The sequence below is a fragment of the Acinetobacter sp. ANC_7634 genome (assembly GCF_056779875.1).
The window spans coordinates 1-20,348 of sequence record NZ_JBWYIT010000013.1 but is presented as its reverse complement, the minus strand read 5'-3'; the positions used below and the strand labels follow the sequence as shown (position 1 = coordinate 20,348).

The 20,348-nt window shown below is 39.3% G+C and carries 20 protein-coding genes; 9 read left to right on the top strand and 11 right to left on the bottom strand.

All coding sequences use genetic code 11. The features are described from left to right. Positions 1–92: 92 nt before the first annotated feature. The 4 genes from AC1M9A_RS12665 to AC1M9A_RS12650 all read right to left on the bottom strand — a co-directional run bounded on the left by AC1M9A_RS12665 (position 93) and on the right by AC1M9A_RS12650 (position 3,944). Positions 93–812, bottom strand: coding sequence for a PqiC family protein (locus AC1M9A_RS12665; protein ID WP_481610338.1), 720 nt, complete (start codon positions 810–812; stop codon positions 93–95). Then, entirely contained in the window at positions 799–2,448 is a 1,650-nt protein-coding gene (locus tag AC1M9A_RS12660) for a PqiB family protein (protein WP_481589476.1), read from the bottom strand. The genes AC1M9A_RS12665 and AC1M9A_RS12660 overlap by 14 nt, the downstream gene beginning before the upstream one ends. A gap of 93 nt (positions 2,449–2,541) precedes the next feature. Further along, the gene (locus AC1M9A_RS12655; protein ID WP_481596570.1) at positions 2,542–3,276 is read right to left on the bottom strand and encodes a paraquat-inducible protein A; all 735 of its coding nucleotides are present in this window, start codon (positions 3,274–3,276) and stop codon (positions 2,542–2,544) included. A gap of 35 nt (positions 3,277–3,311) precedes the next feature. Further along, positions 3,312–3,944, bottom strand: coding sequence for a paraquat-inducible protein A (locus AC1M9A_RS12650; RefSeq protein WP_228143131.1), 633 nt, complete (start codon positions 3,942–3,944; stop codon positions 3,312–3,314). Positions 3,945–4,367: 423 nt separating this feature from the next. Between AC1M9A_RS12650 and AC1M9A_RS12645 the strand changes: the two genes are divergently transcribed. The 7 genes from AC1M9A_RS12645 to AC1M9A_RS12615 are packed head-to-tail and all read left to right on the top strand — an operon-like array spanning position 4,368 to position 11,866. Then, the gene (locus AC1M9A_RS12645; RefSeq protein ID WP_481610337.1) at positions 4,368–5,342 is read left to right on the top strand and encodes an acyl-CoA desaturase; all 975 of its coding nucleotides are present in this window, start codon (positions 4,368–4,370) and stop codon (positions 5,340–5,342) included. Then, positions 5,339–6,625, top strand: coding sequence for an NAD(P)/FAD-dependent oxidoreductase (locus AC1M9A_RS12640; protein ID WP_481610336.1), 1,287 nt, complete (start codon positions 5,339–5,341; stop codon positions 6,623–6,625). The genes AC1M9A_RS12645 and AC1M9A_RS12640 overlap by 4 nt, the downstream gene beginning before the upstream one ends. 8 nt (positions 6,626–6,633) lie before the next feature. Then, positions 6,634–7,422 (top strand): DUF1365 domain-containing protein, encoded by a 789-nt coding sequence (locus tag AC1M9A_RS12635; RefSeq protein WP_035269389.1) that lies wholly within the window; start codon positions 6,634–6,636, stop codon positions 7,420–7,422. 1 nt (position 7,423) lies between these two features. Next, positions 7,424–8,620 (top strand): class I SAM-dependent methyltransferase, encoded by a 1,197-nt coding sequence (locus AC1M9A_RS12630; protein WP_481610335.1) that lies wholly within the window; start codon positions 7,424–7,426, stop codon positions 8,618–8,620. A gap of 20 nt (positions 8,621–8,640) precedes the next feature. After that, positions 8,641–9,420 (top strand): DUF1295 domain-containing protein, encoded by a 780-nt coding sequence (locus tag AC1M9A_RS12625; protein ID WP_481610334.1) that lies wholly within the window; start codon positions 8,641–8,643, stop codon positions 9,418–9,420. 8 nt (positions 9,421–9,428) lie between these two features. Then, positions 9,429–10,478 (top strand): SAM-dependent methyltransferase, encoded by a 1,050-nt coding sequence (locus AC1M9A_RS12620; RefSeq protein WP_481610333.1) that lies wholly within the window; start codon positions 9,429–9,431, stop codon positions 10,476–10,478. A 44-nt stretch (positions 10,479–10,522) separates the two neighbouring features. Then, on the top strand, positions 10,523–11,866 hold the full coding sequence (locus AC1M9A_RS12615; protein WP_481591954.1) for a sensor histidine kinase: 1,344 nt from the start codon (positions 10,523–10,525) through the stop codon (positions 11,864–11,866). A gap of 49 nt (positions 11,867–11,915) precedes the next feature. Here AC1M9A_RS12615 and AC1M9A_RS12610 read toward each other — a convergent pair whose 3' ends face one another. The 6 genes from AC1M9A_RS12610 to AC1M9A_RS12585 all read right to left on the bottom strand — a co-directional run bounded on the left by AC1M9A_RS12610 (position 11,916) and on the right by AC1M9A_RS12585 (position 17,650). Next, positions 11,916–12,599: a response regulator transcription factor gene (locus tag AC1M9A_RS12610; protein ID WP_180028020.1), complete on the bottom strand. Its 684-nt coding sequence runs from the start codon at positions 12,597–12,599 to the stop codon at positions 11,916–11,918. 10 nt (positions 12,600–12,609) lie between these two features. Then, positions 12,610–13,110 (bottom strand): chalcone isomerase family protein, encoded by a 501-nt coding sequence (locus AC1M9A_RS12605; protein WP_180028019.1) that lies wholly within the window; start codon positions 13,108–13,110, stop codon positions 12,610–12,612. Further along, positions 13,080–13,658: a nuclear transport factor 2 family protein gene (locus AC1M9A_RS12600; RefSeq protein ID WP_171260728.1), complete on the bottom strand. Its 579-nt coding sequence runs from the start codon at positions 13,656–13,658 to the stop codon at positions 13,080–13,082. The genes AC1M9A_RS12605 and AC1M9A_RS12600 overlap by 31 nt, the downstream gene beginning before the upstream one ends. A gap of 140 nt (positions 13,659–13,798) precedes the next feature. After that, positions 13,799–15,064 carry an OprD family outer membrane porin gene (locus AC1M9A_RS12595; protein WP_481610332.1) on the bottom strand — a complete coding sequence of 422 codons (1,266 nt, stop codon included), beginning with the start codon at positions 15,062–15,064 and terminating at the stop codon, positions 13,799–13,801. Between the two features lie 64 nt (positions 15,065–15,128). After that, the gene (locus AC1M9A_RS12590; RefSeq protein WP_481594067.1) at positions 15,129–16,475 is read right to left on the bottom strand and encodes an MFS transporter; all 1,347 of its coding nucleotides are present in this window, start codon (positions 16,473–16,475) and stop codon (positions 15,129–15,131) included. 365 nt (positions 16,476–16,840) lie between these two features. After that, the gene (locus AC1M9A_RS12585; protein WP_180000496.1) at positions 16,841–17,650 is read right to left on the bottom strand and encodes an IclR family transcriptional regulator domain-containing protein; all 810 of its coding nucleotides are present in this window, start codon (positions 17,648–17,650) and stop codon (positions 16,841–16,843) included. A 155-nt stretch (positions 17,651–17,805) separates the two neighbouring features. On the opposite strand from AC1M9A_RS12585, the gene pobA reads away from it, so the two are divergent. Further along, positions 17,806–18,996, top strand: a complete 1,191-nt coding sequence (gene pobA, locus AC1M9A_RS12580) for a 4-hydroxybenzoate 3-monooxygenase (RefSeq protein WP_481610331.1) — start codon at positions 17,806–17,808, stop codon at positions 18,994–18,996. 77 nt (positions 18,997–19,073) lie between these two features. Here the strand turns inward: pobA and pcaU are convergent, their stop codons facing one another. Further along, complete coding sequence (gene pcaU / locus AC1M9A_RS12575; protein ID WP_481587829.1) at positions 19,074–19,898, bottom strand: IclR family transcriptional regulator PcaU; 825 nt, start codon at positions 19,896–19,898, stop codon at positions 19,074–19,076. A gap of 272 nt (positions 19,899–20,170) precedes the next feature. Between pcaU and AC1M9A_RS12570 the strand changes: the two genes are divergently transcribed. Beyond that, on the top strand, positions 20,171–20,348 hold a 178-nt coding region (locus AC1M9A_RS12570), incomplete at its 3' end, for a CoA-transferase (RefSeq protein WP_481594077.1).

Sequence of the window (20,348 nt, the reverse complement as noted above, 5' to 3'; positions counted from 1 at the left end):
ATCTCAATAAGTCATAGATCTTGCTTAATCTTTTAGATCTAAAAAGACATGATTTTTTTAAAATAAAAAATCAGTTTGTGATCGATATATGCTTAACCACATACCGCACCAGTATGAGGTTGATTCCTATTTTCTAAGTGCTTGACTGAACTTGCAATACTGATTGAAAGTTGATCAATGGCTTTTTGCGAAACAGTGACTAAAGTATTTAAGTCTTTAGATTTTTGTGGAATTTCTTCATAAAAACTCATCCGACAACTGAGTTGATGACGTTGAGGTAATGTTTGAGCGTTTATGGGTGTGGATAAGGGGCGATTGGGATCATCATATCGTAAAGTCCAAGTCGTATTCATAAGCATAAAGCGTTGCTGATTTGATTTTTCGATGAAATCAAAGTTAGAAAAATCTAAGGCAATTCGATAGGCTGCTTGTCCTCCAGTCATACCACTATTATAACGATCCACTGCACCTAATGTTTGCTGTAAACGCGCAGAAACGGCATCTCTCAATTCAGCCGATAAAGTAGAAGTCCAACGATCATCGAACAATACTTTAGCCTGCCCATTTTCTTGTTGAATTACCAATGGAATTCGGTTTAAACGATCGGATAATCCAACAGGAAGCACCTCAATCATCCTCACTTTTTGATTTGACGAAGATGATGTTAGCGTTTGAGTGCTCAATGAATAGAACTTAGGCGTAGGGGATGAAGAGCACCCACTGACGATGAGTGCAAACAAACCAACACTCAAGCTTGAAAGGATTTTTAGGTAGCAGCGTTGCTGAGATTTCAATAATTTATTCTCTGTCATCTTTCTTCGGCTCCGCTGTTTTTCCACGAATCAATGACTCAGGATTTTGTTCTATTTGATCTGCCATTAACTGCAATGAAGCTGCGGCACGGGTAATTTGTTGTAAAGCACGACGTAGATCTTGTTGTAATGGTGCATCACTTGCCAAGATGGTTTCAGAAGACTGAACTGTTTTACGAACATCATCCAAAGTGGCTTGTAAATTAGGCGCAACTTTGCCATCCAGTTGATCGACCAAACTTTTTGAAGATCGTATAGTTTTATCTAAGTTAGCCAAGGTTTGACGAACGTCCTGACCAATTTCAACCAATGGAAATTTAGATACATTATCGGCGATTTGGGACACTTGTGCTTGAAGGCCTTTTAATTCTGTAGGAGTTGTTGGAACTTCAACTACACCATCATTTCGACGGATTGCAGTGGCATATTTAGCTTTAGGGAAAAGATCAAAGCTAATGTAGTTTTGACCTGTAAGTAAATTGCCAGTCCGCATTTGAGCTCGCCAACCACGCTCAACAAATTGCTTGAATACTGTACCTTGCGGGTCCAACTCATGACCTCCAGCAATACGTGAAGGATAAACTTCAGCATCAACACGCATTCGAATTTGCGAGTGATTATTGTAGAACTCAGTGTTGATTTTTTTCACAGTACCGACTTCGACACCCATGAAATCAATTGGAGCTCCTACTGATAAACCTCGCAATGACTCATTGAAATACATTACGATCCGTCTTGGATTAAGATCAGGCTCTTTAAGCGCAAGCTTTTCAGAGTCAAATAATTCAAATTTCATTTTATTCGGAGCAGGAGCTGCATCAGAATTTTCAGGATAACCAAATGCGATCCCTCCCGAAATGATGCTTGCCAAAGATTGTGTGTTTAAACTAAAGCCCGAAGCATTCAAATTGACATCTACACCACTGGCTTGCCAGAAACGCGCATCTGTGGTGACAAATTTGTCATAAGGTGACTTAATGAAAGTTTGAAGTTCAACGCTTTTTCCATCATCAGCCAGTTGGTATGAGGTTACTTGTCCAACGTTGATTCTTCGATAATAAATAGGTGAACCGAAATCGAGCGAACCTAAATCTTGTGCCTTTAAGAAAAAGATTTTTCCAGGAACATCGGAAGTCACGACGGGTGGAGTTTCTAGCCCTTTAAATGAAGTGGTTTTGACATCTGATTTACCGCCATCTACTTCAATATATGCGCCAGAAAGTAAAGTATCGATACCTGAAACCCCACTTGCACCAATACGTGGTCTCACTACCCAAAAACGTGAATCTTCCGTAGCAAAATTACTGGCATCTTTCCGAAGTTCAATTTTAGCAATGATATGAGACCGATCTTCCGAAAGGTCAATTTCACGCACTAGACCTACATTAACTTGACGATAACGAACTGTAGTTTTGCCAGCTTCAATGCCTTCTGCAGTCCTAAAAGAAACCTCAATAACAGGACCAGTATTCAAATACGCCTTGAGAGCTAATGAAAATGCAATGAGTAATGCCACAATTGGAATAATCCAAATGAGAGAAGGTTTCCATTTGCTACGTTTCTTATCAGGTACACCGACCTGACTCAGAACTTGTTCATCATGAGGATGACCATTACTCGATTGGTTTTCTGACATAGTTATTGATCTTATTAAATCGTAATGTGGTTGTTGTTTGTACGCTTCATCATATGAATATCAAGCAAGAAGTGAAAGGGTTTTATGTAAATCTCAATGTTCTGAAGCGTCATTTTTTTTTTCATGCTGACTCAGAATTGAAACGTAATAGTTGTCCCAAATGATTCTAGGATCAAAACTCAGTGAGGCTAACATGGTCAAAACCACCACTGCACCAAAAGCGACTGCACCTGTGCCTGCTAAAATAGTTGCCAATGATTGAATTTGGATTAGTGCTGCGAGCATGGCGACAACGAAAACATCAATCATTGACCAACGGCCAATAAACTCCACGACTCTATACATGATCGAGCAATGCTTCGGTGAGAGGTGAATTTTTTTTGAGGCTTGTAAATGTACAGCACTGAGCAGGAGAGCAAGGATGACCAATTTCAGTAGTGGAATAAATATACTGGCAATAAAAATAACGGACGAAACGAAATAGTCACCACTTTTCCAGAAATAGATGACTCCACTCATAATCGTGTCTTGTTGACGACCAAGAATAGATTCTGTAATTGTCATCGGTAAAACATTGGCTGGTATATAAAGAATACTCGCTGCAATTAAATAAGCTAAAGTTCGTTCTAAACTTCGGGTTTTTCGGGTATGTAAGGGGCTATCACAACGAGTACAGCGGGATTTTCGTGCTTGTTCCATGGCCGACAAGGACGTCATGCGGTTGAGTGTTCCACAGCAATGACAAAGTGTGAGCTCAAGATCAATTGCACGCGGTGCAAGCGTTTCTAATGAGGCGGGTTTCTGCACAGGGTGTGGCGAATGCTTCATCTGATCGGGTTGATTCGTATGAGTGGAAGTAATGGTCATGAGATTTGATTTCCATCAATTACATTCCATAGATCCTTGATTTTGATTGATACTAAATAGACCAACAAAACACTTAAAATGGCAAATGCCCATAAGGCAATTCCAGGAATCACAACCACCATCCCCACTAATTTCACTAAGGTGACTAAAACGCCGATCAGAAAGACTTCAACCATTCCCCAAGCTCTTAATTGAAATAGTGACCGTAATGCGAGTTTAAGTGATGCATACTGTTGGGTTGCAATAACATTTTTATTGAACATGGCCATCAAAAGAATATATCCCATCAGAAGTAAGTAGGCCAAAGGGACAACAAAAGTGGTCATCAGAATAAGAAAGCCTACAAAAGCACGATCTGCCTCGAACATTGCCCAAGCCGCACCCAATAATGTGGTTTCTGAATAAATGCCTTGGAGTTCAACTTTGACAATTGAAAAACTATTGGCAATCGCAAAGATAATTAACGCAGTACAGACTAAGGCCAACAGTGTGTTAAATGTTGGAATTTTACGATAGAGCTCGGAACCGCAAGCCGAACAATAGGCACGTTCATTCTTATATAAATCGGATTTGCGAAAGAGAGTATCGCACTCTTCACAAGCAACATAATTTTGATTGATTTGCACCATTCTTAAATCAGGGGCGAGTTTAGAATCCGATACAGTTTCTACATGCGTTTCAGACATCGTTGTCTCAACTTTTTCATCAATATTCTTGGTTTTTTATTTCTCCCTATAGTTTATATCGAGATTCAATAGGTTTGCCTATGATTATTTTGTTGAATCGAGATACATACCTTCTCGGTTTGGTTTATCAGTGTGCAGTCATGTAACTCAACGAGGGTATAAAAGGGGTTGAAGTGCTCATTGATCAGCATTTGTGTAGTCAAAATGAGGGTGAGTTAAGTTTATATGATGAAATTAAATTAATATTAAATTCAATGATTAAGCGTGAAATTCAAGATACAGCGTGTGCTTCACATAAACTTCATATATCAAGAACTACACTTTATTTAAATCATAAAGATCGATTGCTTAGTTTGGGATGACTGTATGTTAAAAAGCCTCATGCAATGGCTGGATAGTTGGTCCGTAAGCGTACCACATGAAGCATTGACCTCTGAGAGTAAACAGATTCAATGGCTCAGAATAATTCCTTTTATCCTACTGCATCTTGCTTGTCTGGCAGTGTTTTGGGTCGGGTTTTCTTGGTTTGCTTTTGCATTTATGTTGTTTTTTTATTTTATTCGCATGTTCGCAATCACGGCTTTTTTTCATCGTTATTTGTCACACAAAACTTTTCAAACTTCGAGATGGCTGCAATTTATCTTTATTTTAATTGGCACAATGAGTGCGCAGCGTGGACCATTATGGTGGGCAGCACATCATCGATATCATCATCGTTATACAGATACTCCTCAAGACCCACATTCATCAACGCATGGATTTTGGTATAGCCATGTTGGTTGGTTTTTAAATGAATATAATTTTTCAACGCGTAAAAGTGTCATTAAAGATTGGCTGAAGTTTCCGGAGCTGATTTGGTTAGATCGTTTTAGTTTGATGATCGTCCTAATAACGGCTATCGGAATTTATGGTCTTGGGGAATGGGCTGCTTGGATGTGGCCACATTGGGGAACCAGTGGTTTACAGTTATTGGTATGGGGAGGCGCAATTTCAACTGTTTTGCTTATTCATGCCACATTGTGCATTAACTCACTGGCTCACCATTATGGAAGCCGAGATTTTGAGACGAATGATCATAGTCGCAACAACTTATTTTTATCTCTGATTACACTTGGTGAAGGCTGGCACAATAATCATCATTTTTATGCTGGAAGTACGCGCCAAGGGTTCTATTGGTGGCAGATCGATGTGACCTATTACATCTTAAAATTTATGTCATGGTTTGGCTTGGTTTGGGGAATGAAACCCATACCAGCTCGAGTCTATGAAGCAAGTAAAATTACGCGTTCGAAAATGGCCAAACGCCAACATTCTCAAGTTCAGTCAAAGGAATCAAGATGAAAATTGCAATTATTGGATCGGGTATTTCAGGACTTTATACAGCTTGGAAGTTGAGTAAGTTGCATGAGGTGACCGTATTTGAAAAGAATAATTATTTTGGGGGACATACTGATACTCATCAATTAAAGATCGATGGTGAGCAAGTTGCAGTGGATAGCGGATTCATTGTTTTTAATGAACACAACTATCCTTTATTTTGTGAGATGTTGAAGGAGCTTGGTGTACAAGCTCAAAGCAGCGATATGGGGTTTTCAGTTAATAATCAGGTCACAGGACTGCAATATAACCCTTCCAAGAAATTCTCATTATTATTCAAACCACAGAACTTTTTAAAGACCCGTTTTAGAGCGATGCTGGCAGATCTATTCAGATTTTATGCAGCGAATAAAGATCTTGATGTAGATGGGACCGACCCGCATTACACTATTGAGCAATATCTCAACGAGCATGGATACTCGGATGCGTTTAGGCAAGAGCATCTCTATCCGATGTGCGGTGCATTATGGTCATGCCCAGTAGAGCAAGCAGGTCAAATTCCATATAAATTTGTAGTCAGTTTTTTTCAACATCATCGTATGTTGCAACTCAAAGATCGACCACAATGGTTAACCGTAAAAGGCGGGTCTTCTAAATATATCCGTGCAATTCAAACTCAAGCAAAGCATATTCAGTTTAAAAAAGTAGAAGTGAAGTCAGTCAAGCGCTCAGCAAATGACGTGAGTATTGAAACGGTACAGGGAATTGAACAGTTTGATTGGGTAGTATTTGCAAGTCATGCAGATGACACACTGAAGTTGCTCGCTGAACCGACAGTTAAAGAAATAGAAATATTAGAAAATTTTCAGTATCAAGACAATCATATGGTGGTGCACTCAGATACTAGCATTATGCCAAAATCAAAACGTCAGTGGGCGAGTTGGCATGTGCATGTCACACCGAATAGGGCGGGTCAAGTCACTCCATTTCAGCAAAGTAGTGTCCATTATGGATTTAGTTACTGGATGAATCAGCTACAAAATTTGAAATGTGAAACTCAGATTTTTGCGACATTAAATCCTAATTTTGATTTAGATCCAAACAAAGTCTGGGTTCAGCGTAACTATCGTCATCCTGTATTTAATGCGGAAGCTATTGCAGCTCAGTCAAGATGGTCTGAAATAAACGGTTTAAATCGGACCTATTTTTGTGGTGCTTATTGGGGATGGGGCTTTCATGAAGATGGTGCAAGAAGTGCGTCATGGGTGGTTGAAGCCTTATTAAACTCATCAAATCAAGCCGCTTAGGAGTACTTATGCAGCTGTATCCGCTTGCAATTGCAGTTGCTGACATTCGTCATCGCCGTTACTTGCCTAAGCCTTATGCTTTTCAGAGTCAGCTGACGTATTTGTGGTTTGATCCAGAACAGCTCGAACACTTCGCGCAAACTTCGATACTTTGGTCAACGAAAAAATGGAACTTTCTGAGCCTAGATTCTGATGACTTCTTGGCAAACTATCAAGGCACGATTCGAGAGAAGGTTCTGCATGTGTTGGAAGAGCATACTTTAGAAGAGCCGACGGAGCTCGCTGAAATTCGGGTGTTGGCTTTGCCGCGCACGCTTGGTTTCAGATTTAATTCGGTGGTTTTTTATTTTCTATTTAATGCCCAGCAAAAATTACAGTTCATTCTCAGTGAAATCACCAATACACCCTGGTTAGAAAGACAGGTATATGTTCACGATTGTCGCACCGGGGGGGAGCAGCATTCCGAATATACGAGCTTCCACTTCCAGTTTGACAAAGCTTTTCACGTGTCACCCTTCATGCCAATGGATCTGAAGTATCAATGGACGTTTAGTTTGGCTGAAAAACAAAATTATGTGCTTATGCAATTGTTTAAAGAGGAAAAATTACAATTCGATGCATCAATGCGTTTTGAGTTAACTCCCATCACACTTCCTTCACAACTTCATCGCTATGCTGTTTTTAAACTATTTGAGCCGATCAAGATGGTTGCAGGTATTTATTATCATGCCTTTAAGCTTTGGATAAATAGAGTTCCATTTTATCGGCATCCCAATAAAACGAAGGATAAGCTGTGATATGAAATCATTGTTAATGGGAGAGCAATCTTCACTACCGCTGGTATTACGTCATTTACTGAAATTAAAACACGGCCAAATTCATTTTAAAGGGATTTGGGAGGGTTCAGTCGGTGAGGTGAGTGATCTAGACGCAGTGATTGAGGTCCATGATGCAAAGTTGATGGATCTACTTTTTCGTCAGGGGGTTCTTGGTGCAGCTGAAGGTTTCATTCAAGGATATTGGACGACACCAGATTTAGTGAAGATTGTGCGAATTCTTGCGAGAAATCGCGATATTTTAGATCGTATGAACCAAAGTGCCTTAGCAAAGGCGAGTCAACTCTTGCTCAAAACTTGGTATGCATCGCGTAAAAACTCATTGGAAGGTAGTCGCAAAAATATTGCTGAGCATTATGATTTAAGTAATGACTTTTTTAAGTTATTTCTTGATCCGAGCATGATGTACTCCAGCGCGGTATTCAAAGATCCATCTATGACTTTGGAACAAGCATCCGATTATAAAAAAGAAATCATATGCCAAAAATTGAAACTTCAACCGATGGATCATTTGGTTGAAATTGGCAGTGGATGGGGTGGTTTTGCGATCTATGCTGCGCAAAACTATGGTTGTAAAGTGACTACTATTACCATTTCTCAAGCTCAATATGACGAAGCTAAAGCTAGAATTGACGCTGCGGGTCTGTCTCATCGTGTTGAAGTTAAATTAAAAGATTATCGTTTACTTGAAGGTAAATTCGATAAATTGGTTTCAATTGAAATGATTGAAGCCGTTGGTGCTCAATATCTATCGACATATTTTGAAAAGTGTAGACAGCTGTTAAAACCTAATGGTTTGGCGCTTATTCAAGCCATCACCATTGAAGATGCGAGATATGAAAAGGCATTGAGTACGGTCGATTACATCAAAAGATACATTTTCCCAGGTAGTTTTATTCCTTGTATCAGCGTGATGACCAACGTTGCATCAGAACAAAAATTACGTCTAAAGCATCTTGAAGATATTGGTTTAAGTTATGCACAAACGATTCACTGCTGGCGTGAACGTTTTCTACAACAGCGTGAGCAAGTTTTAGCACTGGGCTTTGATGAAAACTTTATTCGCATGTGGGATTTTTATTTATGTTATTGCGAAGGAGGTTTTCTCGAAGGCGTCATTAGTGATGTGCATTTATTGTTTGAAGCAAGTCCATACTAAATCAGTGAGAGGACATCTCGATGTTGCTCAATTTATTTGTGATGAATGTTTTCCTGATGCTTTGTGCATGGATTTGGGTGACATTTAATCATCGTGCAGGTTTGGTCGATGTCATTTGGAGCTTTGGAATAGCTTTAAATGTCCTCATCGCAGCAAATGTAATGAATGAAGCCCCTACATCTGTTCGCATTTTTCTAGCGATCGCGAGTGGTCTTTGGTTTCTCCGTTTAGCATGGCATTTATTCAGACGATATATCCGAGAAGATGCTGAGGACACGCGTTATGCCAATATGCGCCGTGCGATGGGAGACTTTCAACATTTAGGTTTTCTTCTCTTTTTTCTATTTCAGGCTGGGTTGATCTCCTTATTCTCATATCCAATGATCAAATTGCTCAGTATACCTGCGATGCAGTGGAGTAACTCGACAGAACTGCTGCTGCTGATTTCAGGATTAATCATGCTGGTTGCATTTATTGGTGAGGCACTAGCAGATCATCAGTTGTATCAATTTAAATTGAACCCGAATAATCGTGGCAAAACGATGGATCAAGGGTTATGGAAATATTCACGCCATCCGAATTACTTTTTTGAATGGATACATTGGTTTGCTTATCCAATCTTAGGTATAGCGGCGGGAGCGCCTTGGTTGTGGATCTATCCGGTGTTGATGTGGCTCTTTTTGTACTACATCACGGGTATTCCATTTAGTGAACAGCAAGCGCTCAAAAATCGTGGTGCAAACTACAAGATGTACCAACAAAAAACATCAATGTTTCTTCCTTGGCCACCGAAAAAGTAGGTAATTACATGGATTCAATCGTTCAACAATCGTTAAAACTCATTGAAAGTGGCAAAGTTCCAGATCAAGTTATTCGTCTTGGTATCCAAGCACTTTGCAAAAAACGTCTTGAGCAAGAAGGTCGTTTTGACCCTGTATTCGCTTCACAGCGTTATATGGATGTATTAAGAGACTTGAAAAAAAGTGAAATCGCGATTGATACAGACAAGGCAAATGAACAACATTATGAATTGCCTACAGCATTCTTTCAGGCCGTGTTGGGCAAGCGTTTAAAGTACAGTGCCAGTTTATTCCATGATGCTAAAACCAGTTTAGATCAAGCTGAGGAAAATGCCCTGCAGGTCTACTGTGAACGTGCGCAATTACAAGATGGTCAGGACATCTTAGAAATAGGCTGTGGTTGGGGATCACTCAGTTTGTATATGGCAGAGCATTATCCAAATGCCAACATTACGGTAGTATCAAACTCCAATACTCAACGTCTTCACATTCAACAACAAGCCAAAGAAAAGCAATTTAACAATTTGACAGTCATCACCTGTGATGTAAATCAACTCGAGTTGGAGCAAAACTCTTTTGATCGTGTTGTATCCGTTGAAATGTTTGAGCATGTTCGAAACTATCAGCGATTATTTGCCAATATTAGCCAATGGCTCAAAGCAGATGGTTTATTGTGGTGTCATATTTTCTGCCATCGATTTATTCACTATCCATTTGAAGTTAAAAATGATTATGACTGGATGTCTAAATATTTTTTTACAGGCGGTTTAATGCCTGCTGTTTCGACTTTCCTGCACTTTCAGGATCATTTACAGCTAGAAAACCAATGGCAATGGTCTGGACAACAGTATGAACATACAGCCAATGCATGGTTAAATAATATGGACCTAAAAAAGGACTTACTTAAACCACTATTTAAGCAAACTTATGGTCAAGATGCGGAAATCTGGTGGCAACGTTGGAGAATCTTTTTCATGGCTTGTGCAGAACTGTTTGGTTATGACAAAGGTCGTGAGTGGGTGATTGGCCATTATTTGTTTAAGAAGCGAGCTGTTTGAAGTTCAAACTAATTTTAGCGATAAGGTGAAGAGGGTACATGTCCATGATGAGGCTATTTAGGGATAAACGCGATCATCCTTTGGGTGAGGTGTTTAACCGCTATTATTGGCTACAAATTGGTCTTATTGCCTTGTCTATTGTGATTGGGATTGGTTGCAGTGCTTGGGTCATTAAAGGAACATTGCTGACCACAGCGCTCGAACAGGAGATGGAGCATTACTGGCAGCGTATGGAGCGTAATCCAGAAGCTGCTTTACCCGACACTAAAAATTTATATGGATATCGTTGGTCCGATGACGAGTTAGCCCCCTCTGAATTTCGTAATTTAAAACTCCAATCGGGTGTACATCGACACTATATCGATGGTAAAGACCGGATGACAGTTTATGGGACACGCAATGGTGAACACGTTTTTTTAGTGTTTGGTGAAAGTAATGTTAATAAGCTTATTTGGCTGTTTGGTTTAGCGCCACTCATGGTCAGCTTATTTTTGCTATACAGTGTGTTGTGGTGGTGGAATCGCCGTGCACGCCGCTATTTTTCGCCCATCACACGCTTAGCCAATGCACTCGAACATATCGATTGGGAACATCAGAATAATCGAGCATCACCATTTAAAGAAATTAAAACAGATTCTAATTTGGAGGCTGAATATCTCAAGCAAGCACTTGAAAAATATCATCAAGTTCTAAGCGAATTCATTCAGCGTGAAAGAGAGTTTACTGGCGATGTTAGTCATGAACTTCGAACACCGCTCACAATATTGAAGGGCAATGTACAACTTTGTCAGGCCCGTTATGGTGATAACAAATCCTTTACTCGATTGCAAAACACAATTGAAGATATGCAGTTATTGGTCGATACACTTTTGGCGATTGCTCGAAATACCACAAGTAATTTACAAAGTGAAAAAACCCGTTTATCTGAACTGCTTCAAGATGTTGTAAGCGACTTGAATAGTGTCAGTTTGGCTAAAGGAATGAGTATCGATTTAAACATCGAAGTTGATGAGGTCAAACGTCATTTATATCCATCGATGACGAAAATGGTATTCAGCAATATTTTAAGAAATGCATTGAATTACTCTCAAGGTACAAGCATTAATGTTATTCTCGAAAAAAATAAAGTGTTGGTCGCAGATAATGGTATCGGGATTGATTTACCGAATAACTCTAAGGTGCAAGAGTTAACGAATCAGCAGCTGCAACTCGATATCAAAGGTCATGGTATCGGGCTACAACTGGTTCAAAAATTATGTAAACAACTTGGCTGGAGAGTAGAGTTATTTGATCGTGAATACTATTTGATGACTCATCCAAAAGTTGACTTGTCACTCAGTTCAGGACTGATTGTGGTCGTTTACTTGAATGATCAGCCTCCAAAATAGTGTATTTGGGGGAATTTGATCTGAAGTGCGAATTCAGTAGTAACTAATTTTATTCAACTGCGATCTTTAGACCTACCCCTGAAACGGTGTGTATTAATTTTTGTTCAAAGGGCTTATCGACCATTTTTCTTAAATTATAGATATGGCTTCTGAGTGCATCGCTTTCTGGTTCTTCATCCCCCCATAACTCAAGCATGATCTCCTGTTTAGTGAGCACTTTAGGTGAGTTTCGCATAAGTAATTTTAAAAGTTTGAATTGAATAGGTGGCAGATCGATCATTTGACCTGCACGTGTGATTTGCTGTAAAGCAGGGTCTAATGTAAGATCGTGAATTTTGATTTGGCTGTTAGATACTTCTCCTAATGAGCGTTTGATCAGTGCACGAACACGATAAACCAATTCATTAAAATCAAATGGTTTGACTAAATAATCATCTGTACCTGCTCGGAAACCTTTTAATTTATCATCCAAAGTATCACGAGCAGTCAGCATCAGTACCGGGAGGTCGAGTCCCTGTTCATTGCGAAGCCATTCACACAGGTCATACCCTGTACCGTCAGGTAAATTAATATCTAACAGTAGAATATGATAAGGATGTTGCTTGAGCAGTTGACGTGCCACATCCAAATTACGCGCATGATCAACCACAAAATTATGCTCTTCTAAAAATTCACATAATGTTGAAGCAAGTTCGTAATGATCTTCGACCATTAAAATAAAATGTTTAGTCATGGCGACACGATTAGTCCAATAATTGCTTTTTTAAAGTATCACTAAATGGAGACGAACCCAGCCAAATATTAAAATAATCATTGGCATTCATGTATTGAACTTTACCCAAAATTTTTTGATTTAGACTCAAAGTTAAAGTCTGGGTCGTATGGGTATAGCTTAGACTGTAAATATCACCAGATCGAACGGGTTGATACAATTGTGTGATCTGGTCAAGCTGTTTCAACGTATTGGCTTGTTTGACATTTCGTTTGAGAAAGTGCGTTGCAGCCTTTTTAAAAGCCCATTCTGGAATATTTTGAGTATAAGCAAAGTCCATGCGAATATCTTGATTCTTCCAAGTGCTTTGACAATTTTGAGCGAAATAAGTTGCTTTACCGACATTTTTTTGTCCAACTTTGAGGTCTCCTTGACCACACTCACGCACACTTTGTGCATGCGCGAGTGGTAAGAAGAATAGACTCAAAGCAGAGAGGGTCATTATTGCGATTTTTTGAAAGGTAATAACCATGCGTATAACCCTCCAGCATATGGTAGTGAGCGAAATAAGCCATCAGCTGGGTCCCAAAAGTCTTGCTGAAACACAATTTTGTCTTGCTCATTGAGTTTTATTTCACTAATTCCATGTGATTCCATGCTTCGAGTCGTGCCGAAGATTTTAAAATCATATGCCATACGCCAATGCACATAGGCTGAGTCGTCAAAATGTGATGTGTTGAGCAATTTGACTGAAACATTACTGACACGGTTATTCATACCTTTGAAGTGTTCGACTAGATTTTCACGCTTACTAAATTGTGAAAGTGTGTCATTGATATATAAACTGTCAGCATACAGATTGCTTGCTCGGTTAGTGAATTCAGGTGTACCTAAAGTATTGAATGCACTGGTAAAACGAACTCCTATATCTTGAGCTTTGGCAGGCGTCATGGTGATGCCTTGAACTGTCGATCTTGCTTGAGCATAATCATCAGAGTAACTTGGGATGCTTGCACAGCCTGATAAAAAGAGTAGAGGAAGGCTCAATGTCGCAGCCACAATTTTTTTGACGTGTTTCATGATCTCAATCCACTAATTTATTCTTATTTTTTAATCTACTGGCAATCTTGTGAAATGGATGTGAAATTAAAATATGAGCTGTGATCGATGAAAGGTATTTGTGTTAAAGGGAGTTCCGTTGAACTCCCTTTAACTTTGTTTTATTTAAATTTCCAAGTGTAATCAATGTTGACACGCATTTCGTCATCCGACTTAAATGCCATACCTACTGGTGGGATATCGTTACGGTAGCGACTATAACGTGTACGAATATTTAAACCTTCGAGTTTACCCGTTGGAACACGATAGCTGAGCTCGAAATCAAGAGCATCTTGTTCAAACGTCTGATTGTCGGTGTTACGAATTTCAATATCATCGCCTTTACTATAACGAGTCATAAACTTTAGACCTTTCAATGAAGTGTCTTTAAAGTCATAGTCATAGCGTGCGTGATAGACTTTTTCATTAATGTTGGTGAAATCAGCACTCATACTATCTAAGAACACTGCTGGCTCTGAACCCGCTAAGGTCGGAAGAGCTGTATCACCAAAAGACTGCATATAGCCCAAACTGAAAGTATGATTGTTACGGTTAAGCCCAAAAATACCGCTCAAATGTTGATTTTCAATATGTCCTGCACGAGCTTCACCTGAGTCTTCACTCACAAACAGGCGTACATCCCCTAATAAATGCCCAATACCTATATCATGTTTGCTTTTTGCACCAATGAAATTTTGGTGATAAACATCATGAAGGGTGGCATGAAAGAGTTGCGCACTAATTTGATCGTTAAATTTATATTCAGCACCAAGCATGTGTAAGCCAGATGATTCGGCAGCAGTCTTAAATCGATTATTAGGATTGCCAACTTTAATTTTTTCATAATCTGTTGAATCACGTTGATTCACACGATCCACATACAGGGCATGAATTTTCAAATTATCCACTTCATTGATTTGAAGATGTGTACCTCGATAATTTTGCTGGAATAAACGAGCTGGTGAAGAGAACAAAACAGGGAACATTGGTGCGAGTGTACCCCCATGTAAAGTCGATTTGCCCACTTTCGCTTTTGCCGTCCAGCGAATTTCTCCATACTGATCAGCTTTACCTGATGGACTGGTTGGCAGTAATCCCGAAGCTGCATAATCATCGGCATCACTGCCTAAAAGATTAAAACCTGCCAGTGCCATAATGTCTAAACCTAGTCCTAAGGTACCTGGTGTATAGCCTGAATTAGCTTTAAAGATAAAACCTTGAGCCCAGTCTTTCTGATTTTTACCTGATGCATCTTGTGTATATGCGCGATCAAAATAAAAATTGCGAGCTGTTAGATTGACTGATGAATCATCTATAAATGAATTTGCTTGCGTTGTTGATAGAAATCCAGACGCAATTACCCCTAAAAAGATTGCAGAAAATCTCATTATTGTCCCTATATGAAAAGTGGAGCTAGACGTCTTGTCTAGCTCTAAAGTATTTAAAAAATGATTATGCAGATGTTGGTTGTTGGAAATGCAATTGTGCAGTTTCTTTATTTTTGAGTTTTGAAATGCTTAATACCATGATAATGGCTGCAACGAATGCCAACGCATAATAACCGTAAAGTACAAGTGATGAGATACCACTGTCGAGGAAAGCACCTGCAACTAGTGGAGACAAAATACCGCCTACACGACCAAAACCAATCGCATAACCTACACCAGTCGCACGAACATCAGCATCATAGATTGCAGGAGACATCGCATATAGACCTGCGACACATCCGTTTGACATCATGCCAAGGAATAAAGCAAGAATGAATGCGATCATGAGTGAACCAGTACTGTTCACAAATAACCAGATCAAGATTGCAGTTAAGGCAAGGAAAGCCGCTTGAACATAGTAAATACGGATACGTGAACTAATCAGACCTAACAGCGCAGCACCAAACATACCGCCAGCACTAATCAGGACACCTGCTGTTACACCTTGTTCAGTGGTCATCCCATTTGCAGATAAGATTTTTGGTGTCCAACTCATTACGAAGTAGAAACCAAACATAACGAAGAAGAAGCTAAACCAGATACAAATCGTTTGAAGTGCCAATTTAGGGCTGAACAAACGTGCCAAACCACTCTTTGCTTGTTCGCTGGTCATAGTGACCGTAGGAAGTTGCTGTAATGGGGTAATATTGATTTTCTTTGCTAAAACATTAATACGTTCTAGAGCATTTTTTGGCTGTTTAACCAAAAGGTAATCAAGTGATTCTGGTAAGGTGAAATAAGACACGACCAACATGAATAAAGTCGCTAAACCACCTGTTAAGAAGACTGCACGCCATCCGAAATTGCTGATAAGCGCAATTGCAATAATCCCACCAACGGTTGCACCAATCGCGTAACCTGTACATTGTAAGCTGACTGCGAGACTTCTCCAACGCAGAGATGCGTACTCACTTGCAATAACATTACTACTTGCGAGAATACCGCCGATGCCTAAACCAGTCACAAAACGCATCATGCCAAGTTGCATTGCAGTCTGAGCAAATGATGCTGCAACCATACTTACTCCAGAGATAAGAAGGCAAAGTAAGATGAGTGGGCGGCGACCGATTTTGTCAGCCCAAGGTGCAAGAAATAGTGAGCCAGCACCCATACCAAATAGGCCAGCACTCAATAGTGCACCAAGTTCAGCGCCAGTCAGTCCCCACTCGGCAGAAACAGATGCAGCAGTAAAGGCCATGACAAGAACGTCAAAGCCATCAATAACATTTAATAAAATACAGATACCGATAACAAACCACTGAAACCCATTCATGGTCTTGTTATTCATTTCCTCACGCGGGTTCTGAACCATTTACTTTCTCCATGGAATAAGACCTCATTGAAAAGCACTACGTGTGGCATGTGATTACATGTCATAAACGTAGGCAGACTTCAGAAGTCATCCTAGTAATGTTTAAGGTGTTCATCGCAGTCAGAACCCGTCCATATTCTGGTATTGATGAAATAATCAACACGTCTGCAATGTGCATGAATTTAGCATTATTGGATCCAAATTCAAGCAAAAAAATATTAACTTAGATATATTTTAGATTAAATGGATCCATATTTGCGAAGAAGTACTTGAAAAATATACTAAAGTACTAGGGATTAAAAAAATGAACGCCTCAGTTAAAGAAAGGAAAAAAATCTTAAAAGTTCATTCGAATCTTCCGAATTTTATAAAATAGCGCGCAAATCATGAGCTACTTGTTTAAGCTGGGGCAAAATATTTTGGATTAAATATGTTTCTGTAATTCTGTGGCTGGATCCGATACAGTTGAGTGCGGCTACAGTATCACCTTGCATGTTGAGAATAGGGACAGCTAAAGCAATAATTCCCAATTCATGTTCTTCTGTAGAAATGCAATAGTCTTGTTTTTGAACAGTTGCAATAGTGTTTATAAACTTTTGATGATCTATGATGGTAAAAGGCGTTAATCTCTTGAGTGGATATTGTGCAAGCCATTGATTAAGTTCATCATGGCTCAATCTTGAGAGTAGTATTTTACCTGTTGAGGTGGCGTAGGCTGGAAGGCGATTACCTAGATGAATACCCAACGGACTCATTTTAGATGATTCGTTCTGTTGAGGAACACTTTTCGCAACAGGTACTACTTCATGTTCATCGAGTACCGTGACTGAATAGCTCAGTGCAGTTTTGATACTGAGTAAATTCAGCATAGGTTGAGCGACTTTTGGCAAATATGCAGAGCTTAGATAAGCACTTGAAAAGCGTAAAACTTTGTAGGTGAGCCAATAAAAATGTTCATCTGTGTCTAAATAACCTAAAAATTTTAAAGTTCTTAAATATCGTCGTGCTGCGCTGCGACTCAATCCTGTACGTTCAGCAATTTGGGTGACATTTAATTTTTGACGTTCAACACCAAAGCACTCTAATAGATTCAAACCTTTAGCAAGGCCTGCAATATAATCATCATATTGAATTACTTCTTTATTTTTAGCATTTGAAATCAATTCATTGCGCATGATATTGCTCTGATTTACACCCTTTAATTCTGATATCTTGTCCGATGATCGGTCATTTGTCACTAAATTCGGTCGTATTTAGGGCTAAAGTCTAGTACCTCAGTTGGAATTTCATTAGGTTTTACAAAAGGAAAAAAATTGAGGGTGTTTGCAATATGGAAATTTTAAAAACCAAAGTCGCGATTATTGGTTCAGGTCCAGCAGGTTTATTACTCGGTCAACTGCTCTATAAAGCGGGTATTGATCATATTTTAATTGAACAGCGTAGTGCTGAATATGTTGCCAGTCGTATCCGTGCTGGGATTTTAGAGCAAGTTTCAGTAGATTTATTGACTGAAGCTGGTGTAGATCAGCAACTCCGTGAAAAAGGGTTACCTCATCAGGGTATTGAAATTCTAACCAATGGTGAAAAGCACCGTGTTGATTTAACGCAGTTGACGGGTGGTAAACAAGTTACGGTATATGGCCAAACTGAAGTCACCAAAGATTTAATGCAGGCTCGCACAGCGGCTCAACTCACTTCATACTATGAATCAGCTAACGTTCAAATACATGATTTCTACGGTCAACCAAGTGTTACTTTTGAGCATAATGGTCAGCAAGTTAAAGTTGAATGTGATTTTATCGCAGGTTGTGATGGGTACCATGGTGTGTGCCGTGCCAGTGTGCCAGAAGACAAAATTAAAACTTTTGAGAAAGTCTATCCATTTGGCTGGTTAGGGGTATTGGCAGATGTACCTCCTGTTGCGGAGGAACTAATTTATGTGCAATCTGATCGTGGATTTGCATTATGCAGTATGCGTTCTAACACGAGAAGTCGCTATTATCTACAAGTACCGTTAACGGATAAAGTTGAAAATTGGTCAGATGAGCAATTTTGGGAAGAGTTAAAAAATCGTCTAGATCCTGAAAGCCGTGAAAAGCTCGTGACTGGTCCATCAATTGAGAAGAGTATTGCGCCATTACGTAGTTTTGTCACTGAGCCAATGCGTTTTGGTAAAATGTTCTTGGCGGGTGATGCTGCTCATATTGTACCGCCAACAGGAGCTAAAGGTTTAAACCTCGCTGCATCTGATATTGCGTATCTTTCTCAAGCTCTCATTGAATATTATCAAACGGGTTCTGAGCAGGGGATTGAGCAGTATTCTGAAAATTGCTTAAAACGTGTATGGAAAGCAGAGCGTTTCTCTTGGTGGATGACTCATTTATTACATCGTTTTGAGACAGAAACCGAATTCGAGCATAAAATCAAACAAGCTGAATTAAGTTATATTCTTGGTTCAGAAGCAGGGCAAACTACGCTTGCTGAAAACTATGTTGGACTACCACTCCAAAAAGCGAGTTAATCCTCGAAGTCAAGCTTAATCCATTGGCTAATTTTTAGCACACACCAAATTGCTCCACAATTTGGTGTGTTTTTTTATTAAACAAATTGTCTAAATTCAATCGAGGTTTGCTGTAATAAGGGCAGAATATACTGAATTAAATATTCCTTACTGGTTTTACCTGTCGGTGACACAATGTTCAATGCTGCGACAACATCAGCACGATGATTGTGAATAGGTACAGCCAAAGCATGTACGCCTAACTCATGTTCTTCAGCTGAGTAACAATATTCATCAGCTCTAACTTCTGCTAATAATTTTATAAATTTCTCATTATCGGTATACGTATATTTGGTGAGTGCTTTGAGTGGATATTTTTCCAACCATTCTTGTTGTGCTTCCTTGGATAAATAACTTAATAAAATTTTCCCTGCAGATGTCGCATGAGCGGGTAGTCGATTACCTAAATGTAATCCATAAGGATTAACACGATCAGTCTGTTGATGCGCTGCACTACGTGCAATCGTAATAGCTTCGTAGCCATCTAATACCATCACGGAATAAATGAGAGAGGTTTGCTGAGTGAGTAAATTCAACAATGGCTGAGCAATTTTAGGCAGCTGTGCACCACTTAAATATGCACCTGAAAATTTTAAAACTTTAGGTGTTAAATAATAGTAATGACCATCAAATTCTAAATAACCTAAATATTCTAAAGTCATTAAATGTCGCCTTGCAGCGGCTCGAGTCAACCCTGTTTTTTCTGCAGCCATGGTCACATTTAAACGGTGACGGTCATTTGCAAAACAATCTAGGATAGCCAGTCCTTTGCTGATACCTGCAATAAAGTCTTCATGACGAATCCACTTTTTATTATCTGGATTTTGAAGTTGTCTGTTCCTTGAGTCTGATTCTGTAGACACAGCATTTTCCTTGCTATTTTAAAAATTGAATTATTAATGCTGATTTAGAATCTTGAGCAATATACTCAAGATATTGTTCGATCATCGAACAAAAAATCTGTAAATCGTACAAAAACCTTTTTTCAAGGTAGCTCAAGCTTTTTAATTTATCAAGAATGGAGTGACGGAATCCAAGCGATTTAGTTGCATATTTCAATCTCCGTCCAGATTGAAATTGCGCTAATCGTGGATTCCCCAAATATTAAAATATGTTGTACAGAGGGAGTTGTTGGATGATCGATAAATCGTCACAGTCTTTAGTTGAAGCTTTATCCCAAATTAAAGACGGTTCAACCATTATGATTGGTGGGTTTGGTACCGCAGGTCAGCCTGCTGAACTCATCGATGGCTTAATTGAACTCGGTATTAAAGACTTAGTGATCGTCAACAACAACGCAGGTAATGGTGATT

Coding starts and splice junctions, on each gene's coding strand:
- AC1M9A_RS12665 (WP_481610338.1), bottom strand. CDS start 812: ATGACAGAGAATAAATTATTGAAATCTCAGCAACGCTGCTACCTAAAA.
- AC1M9A_RS12660 (WP_481589476.1), bottom strand. CDS start 2,448: ATGTCAGAAAACCAATCGAGTAATGGTCATCCTCATGATGAACAAGTT.
- AC1M9A_RS12655 (WP_481596570.1), bottom strand. CDS start 3,276: ATGAAGCATTCGCCACACCCTGTGCAGAAACCCGCCTCATTAGAAACG.
- AC1M9A_RS12650 (WP_228143131.1), bottom strand. CDS start 3,944: ATGGTGCAAATCAATCAAAATTATGTTGCTTGTGAAGAGTGCGATACT.
- AC1M9A_RS12645 (WP_481610337.1), top strand. CDS start 4,368: ATGTTAAAAAGCCTCATGCAATGGCTGGATAGTTGGTCCGTAAGCGTA.
- AC1M9A_RS12640 (WP_481610336.1), top strand. CDS start 5,339: ATGAAAATTGCAATTATTGGATCGGGTATTTCAGGACTTTATACAGCT.
- AC1M9A_RS12635 (WP_035269389.1), top strand. CDS start 6,634: ATGCAGCTGTATCCGCTTGCAATTGCAGTTGCTGACATTCGTCATCGC.
- AC1M9A_RS12630 (WP_481610335.1), top strand. CDS start 7,424: ATGAAATCATTGTTAATGGGAGAGCAATCTTCACTACCGCTGGTATTA.
- AC1M9A_RS12625 (WP_481610334.1), top strand. CDS start 8,641: ATGTTGCTCAATTTATTTGTGATGAATGTTTTCCTGATGCTTTGTGCA.
- AC1M9A_RS12620 (WP_481610333.1), top strand. CDS start 9,429: ATGGATTCAATCGTTCAACAATCGTTAAAACTCATTGAAAGTGGCAAA.
- AC1M9A_RS12615 (WP_481591954.1), top strand. CDS start 10,523: ATGATGAGGCTATTTAGGGATAAACGCGATCATCCTTTGGGTGAGGTG.
- AC1M9A_RS12610 (WP_180028020.1), bottom strand. CDS start 12,599: ATGACTAAACATTTTATTTTAATGGTCGAAGATCATTACGAACTTGCT.
- AC1M9A_RS12605 (WP_180028019.1), bottom strand. CDS start 13,110: ATGGTTATTACCTTTCAAAAAATCGCAATAATGACCCTCTCTGCTTTG.
- AC1M9A_RS12600 (WP_171260728.1), bottom strand. CDS start 13,658: ATGAAACACGTCAAAAAAATTGTGGCTGCGACATTGAGCCTTCCTCTA.
- AC1M9A_RS12595 (WP_481610332.1), bottom strand. CDS start 15,064: ATGAGATTTTCTGCAATCTTTTTAGGGGTAATTGCGTCTGGATTTCTA.
- AC1M9A_RS12590 (WP_481594067.1), bottom strand. CDS start 16,475: ATGGTTCAGAACCCGCGTGAGGAAATGAATAACAAGACCATGAATGGG.
- AC1M9A_RS12585 (WP_180000496.1), bottom strand. CDS start 17,650: ATGCGCAATGAATTGATTTCAAATGCTAAAAATAAAGAAGTAATTCAA.
- pobA (WP_481610331.1), top strand. CDS start 17,806: ATGGAAATTTTAAAAACCAAAGTCGCGATTATTGGTTCAGGTCCAGCA.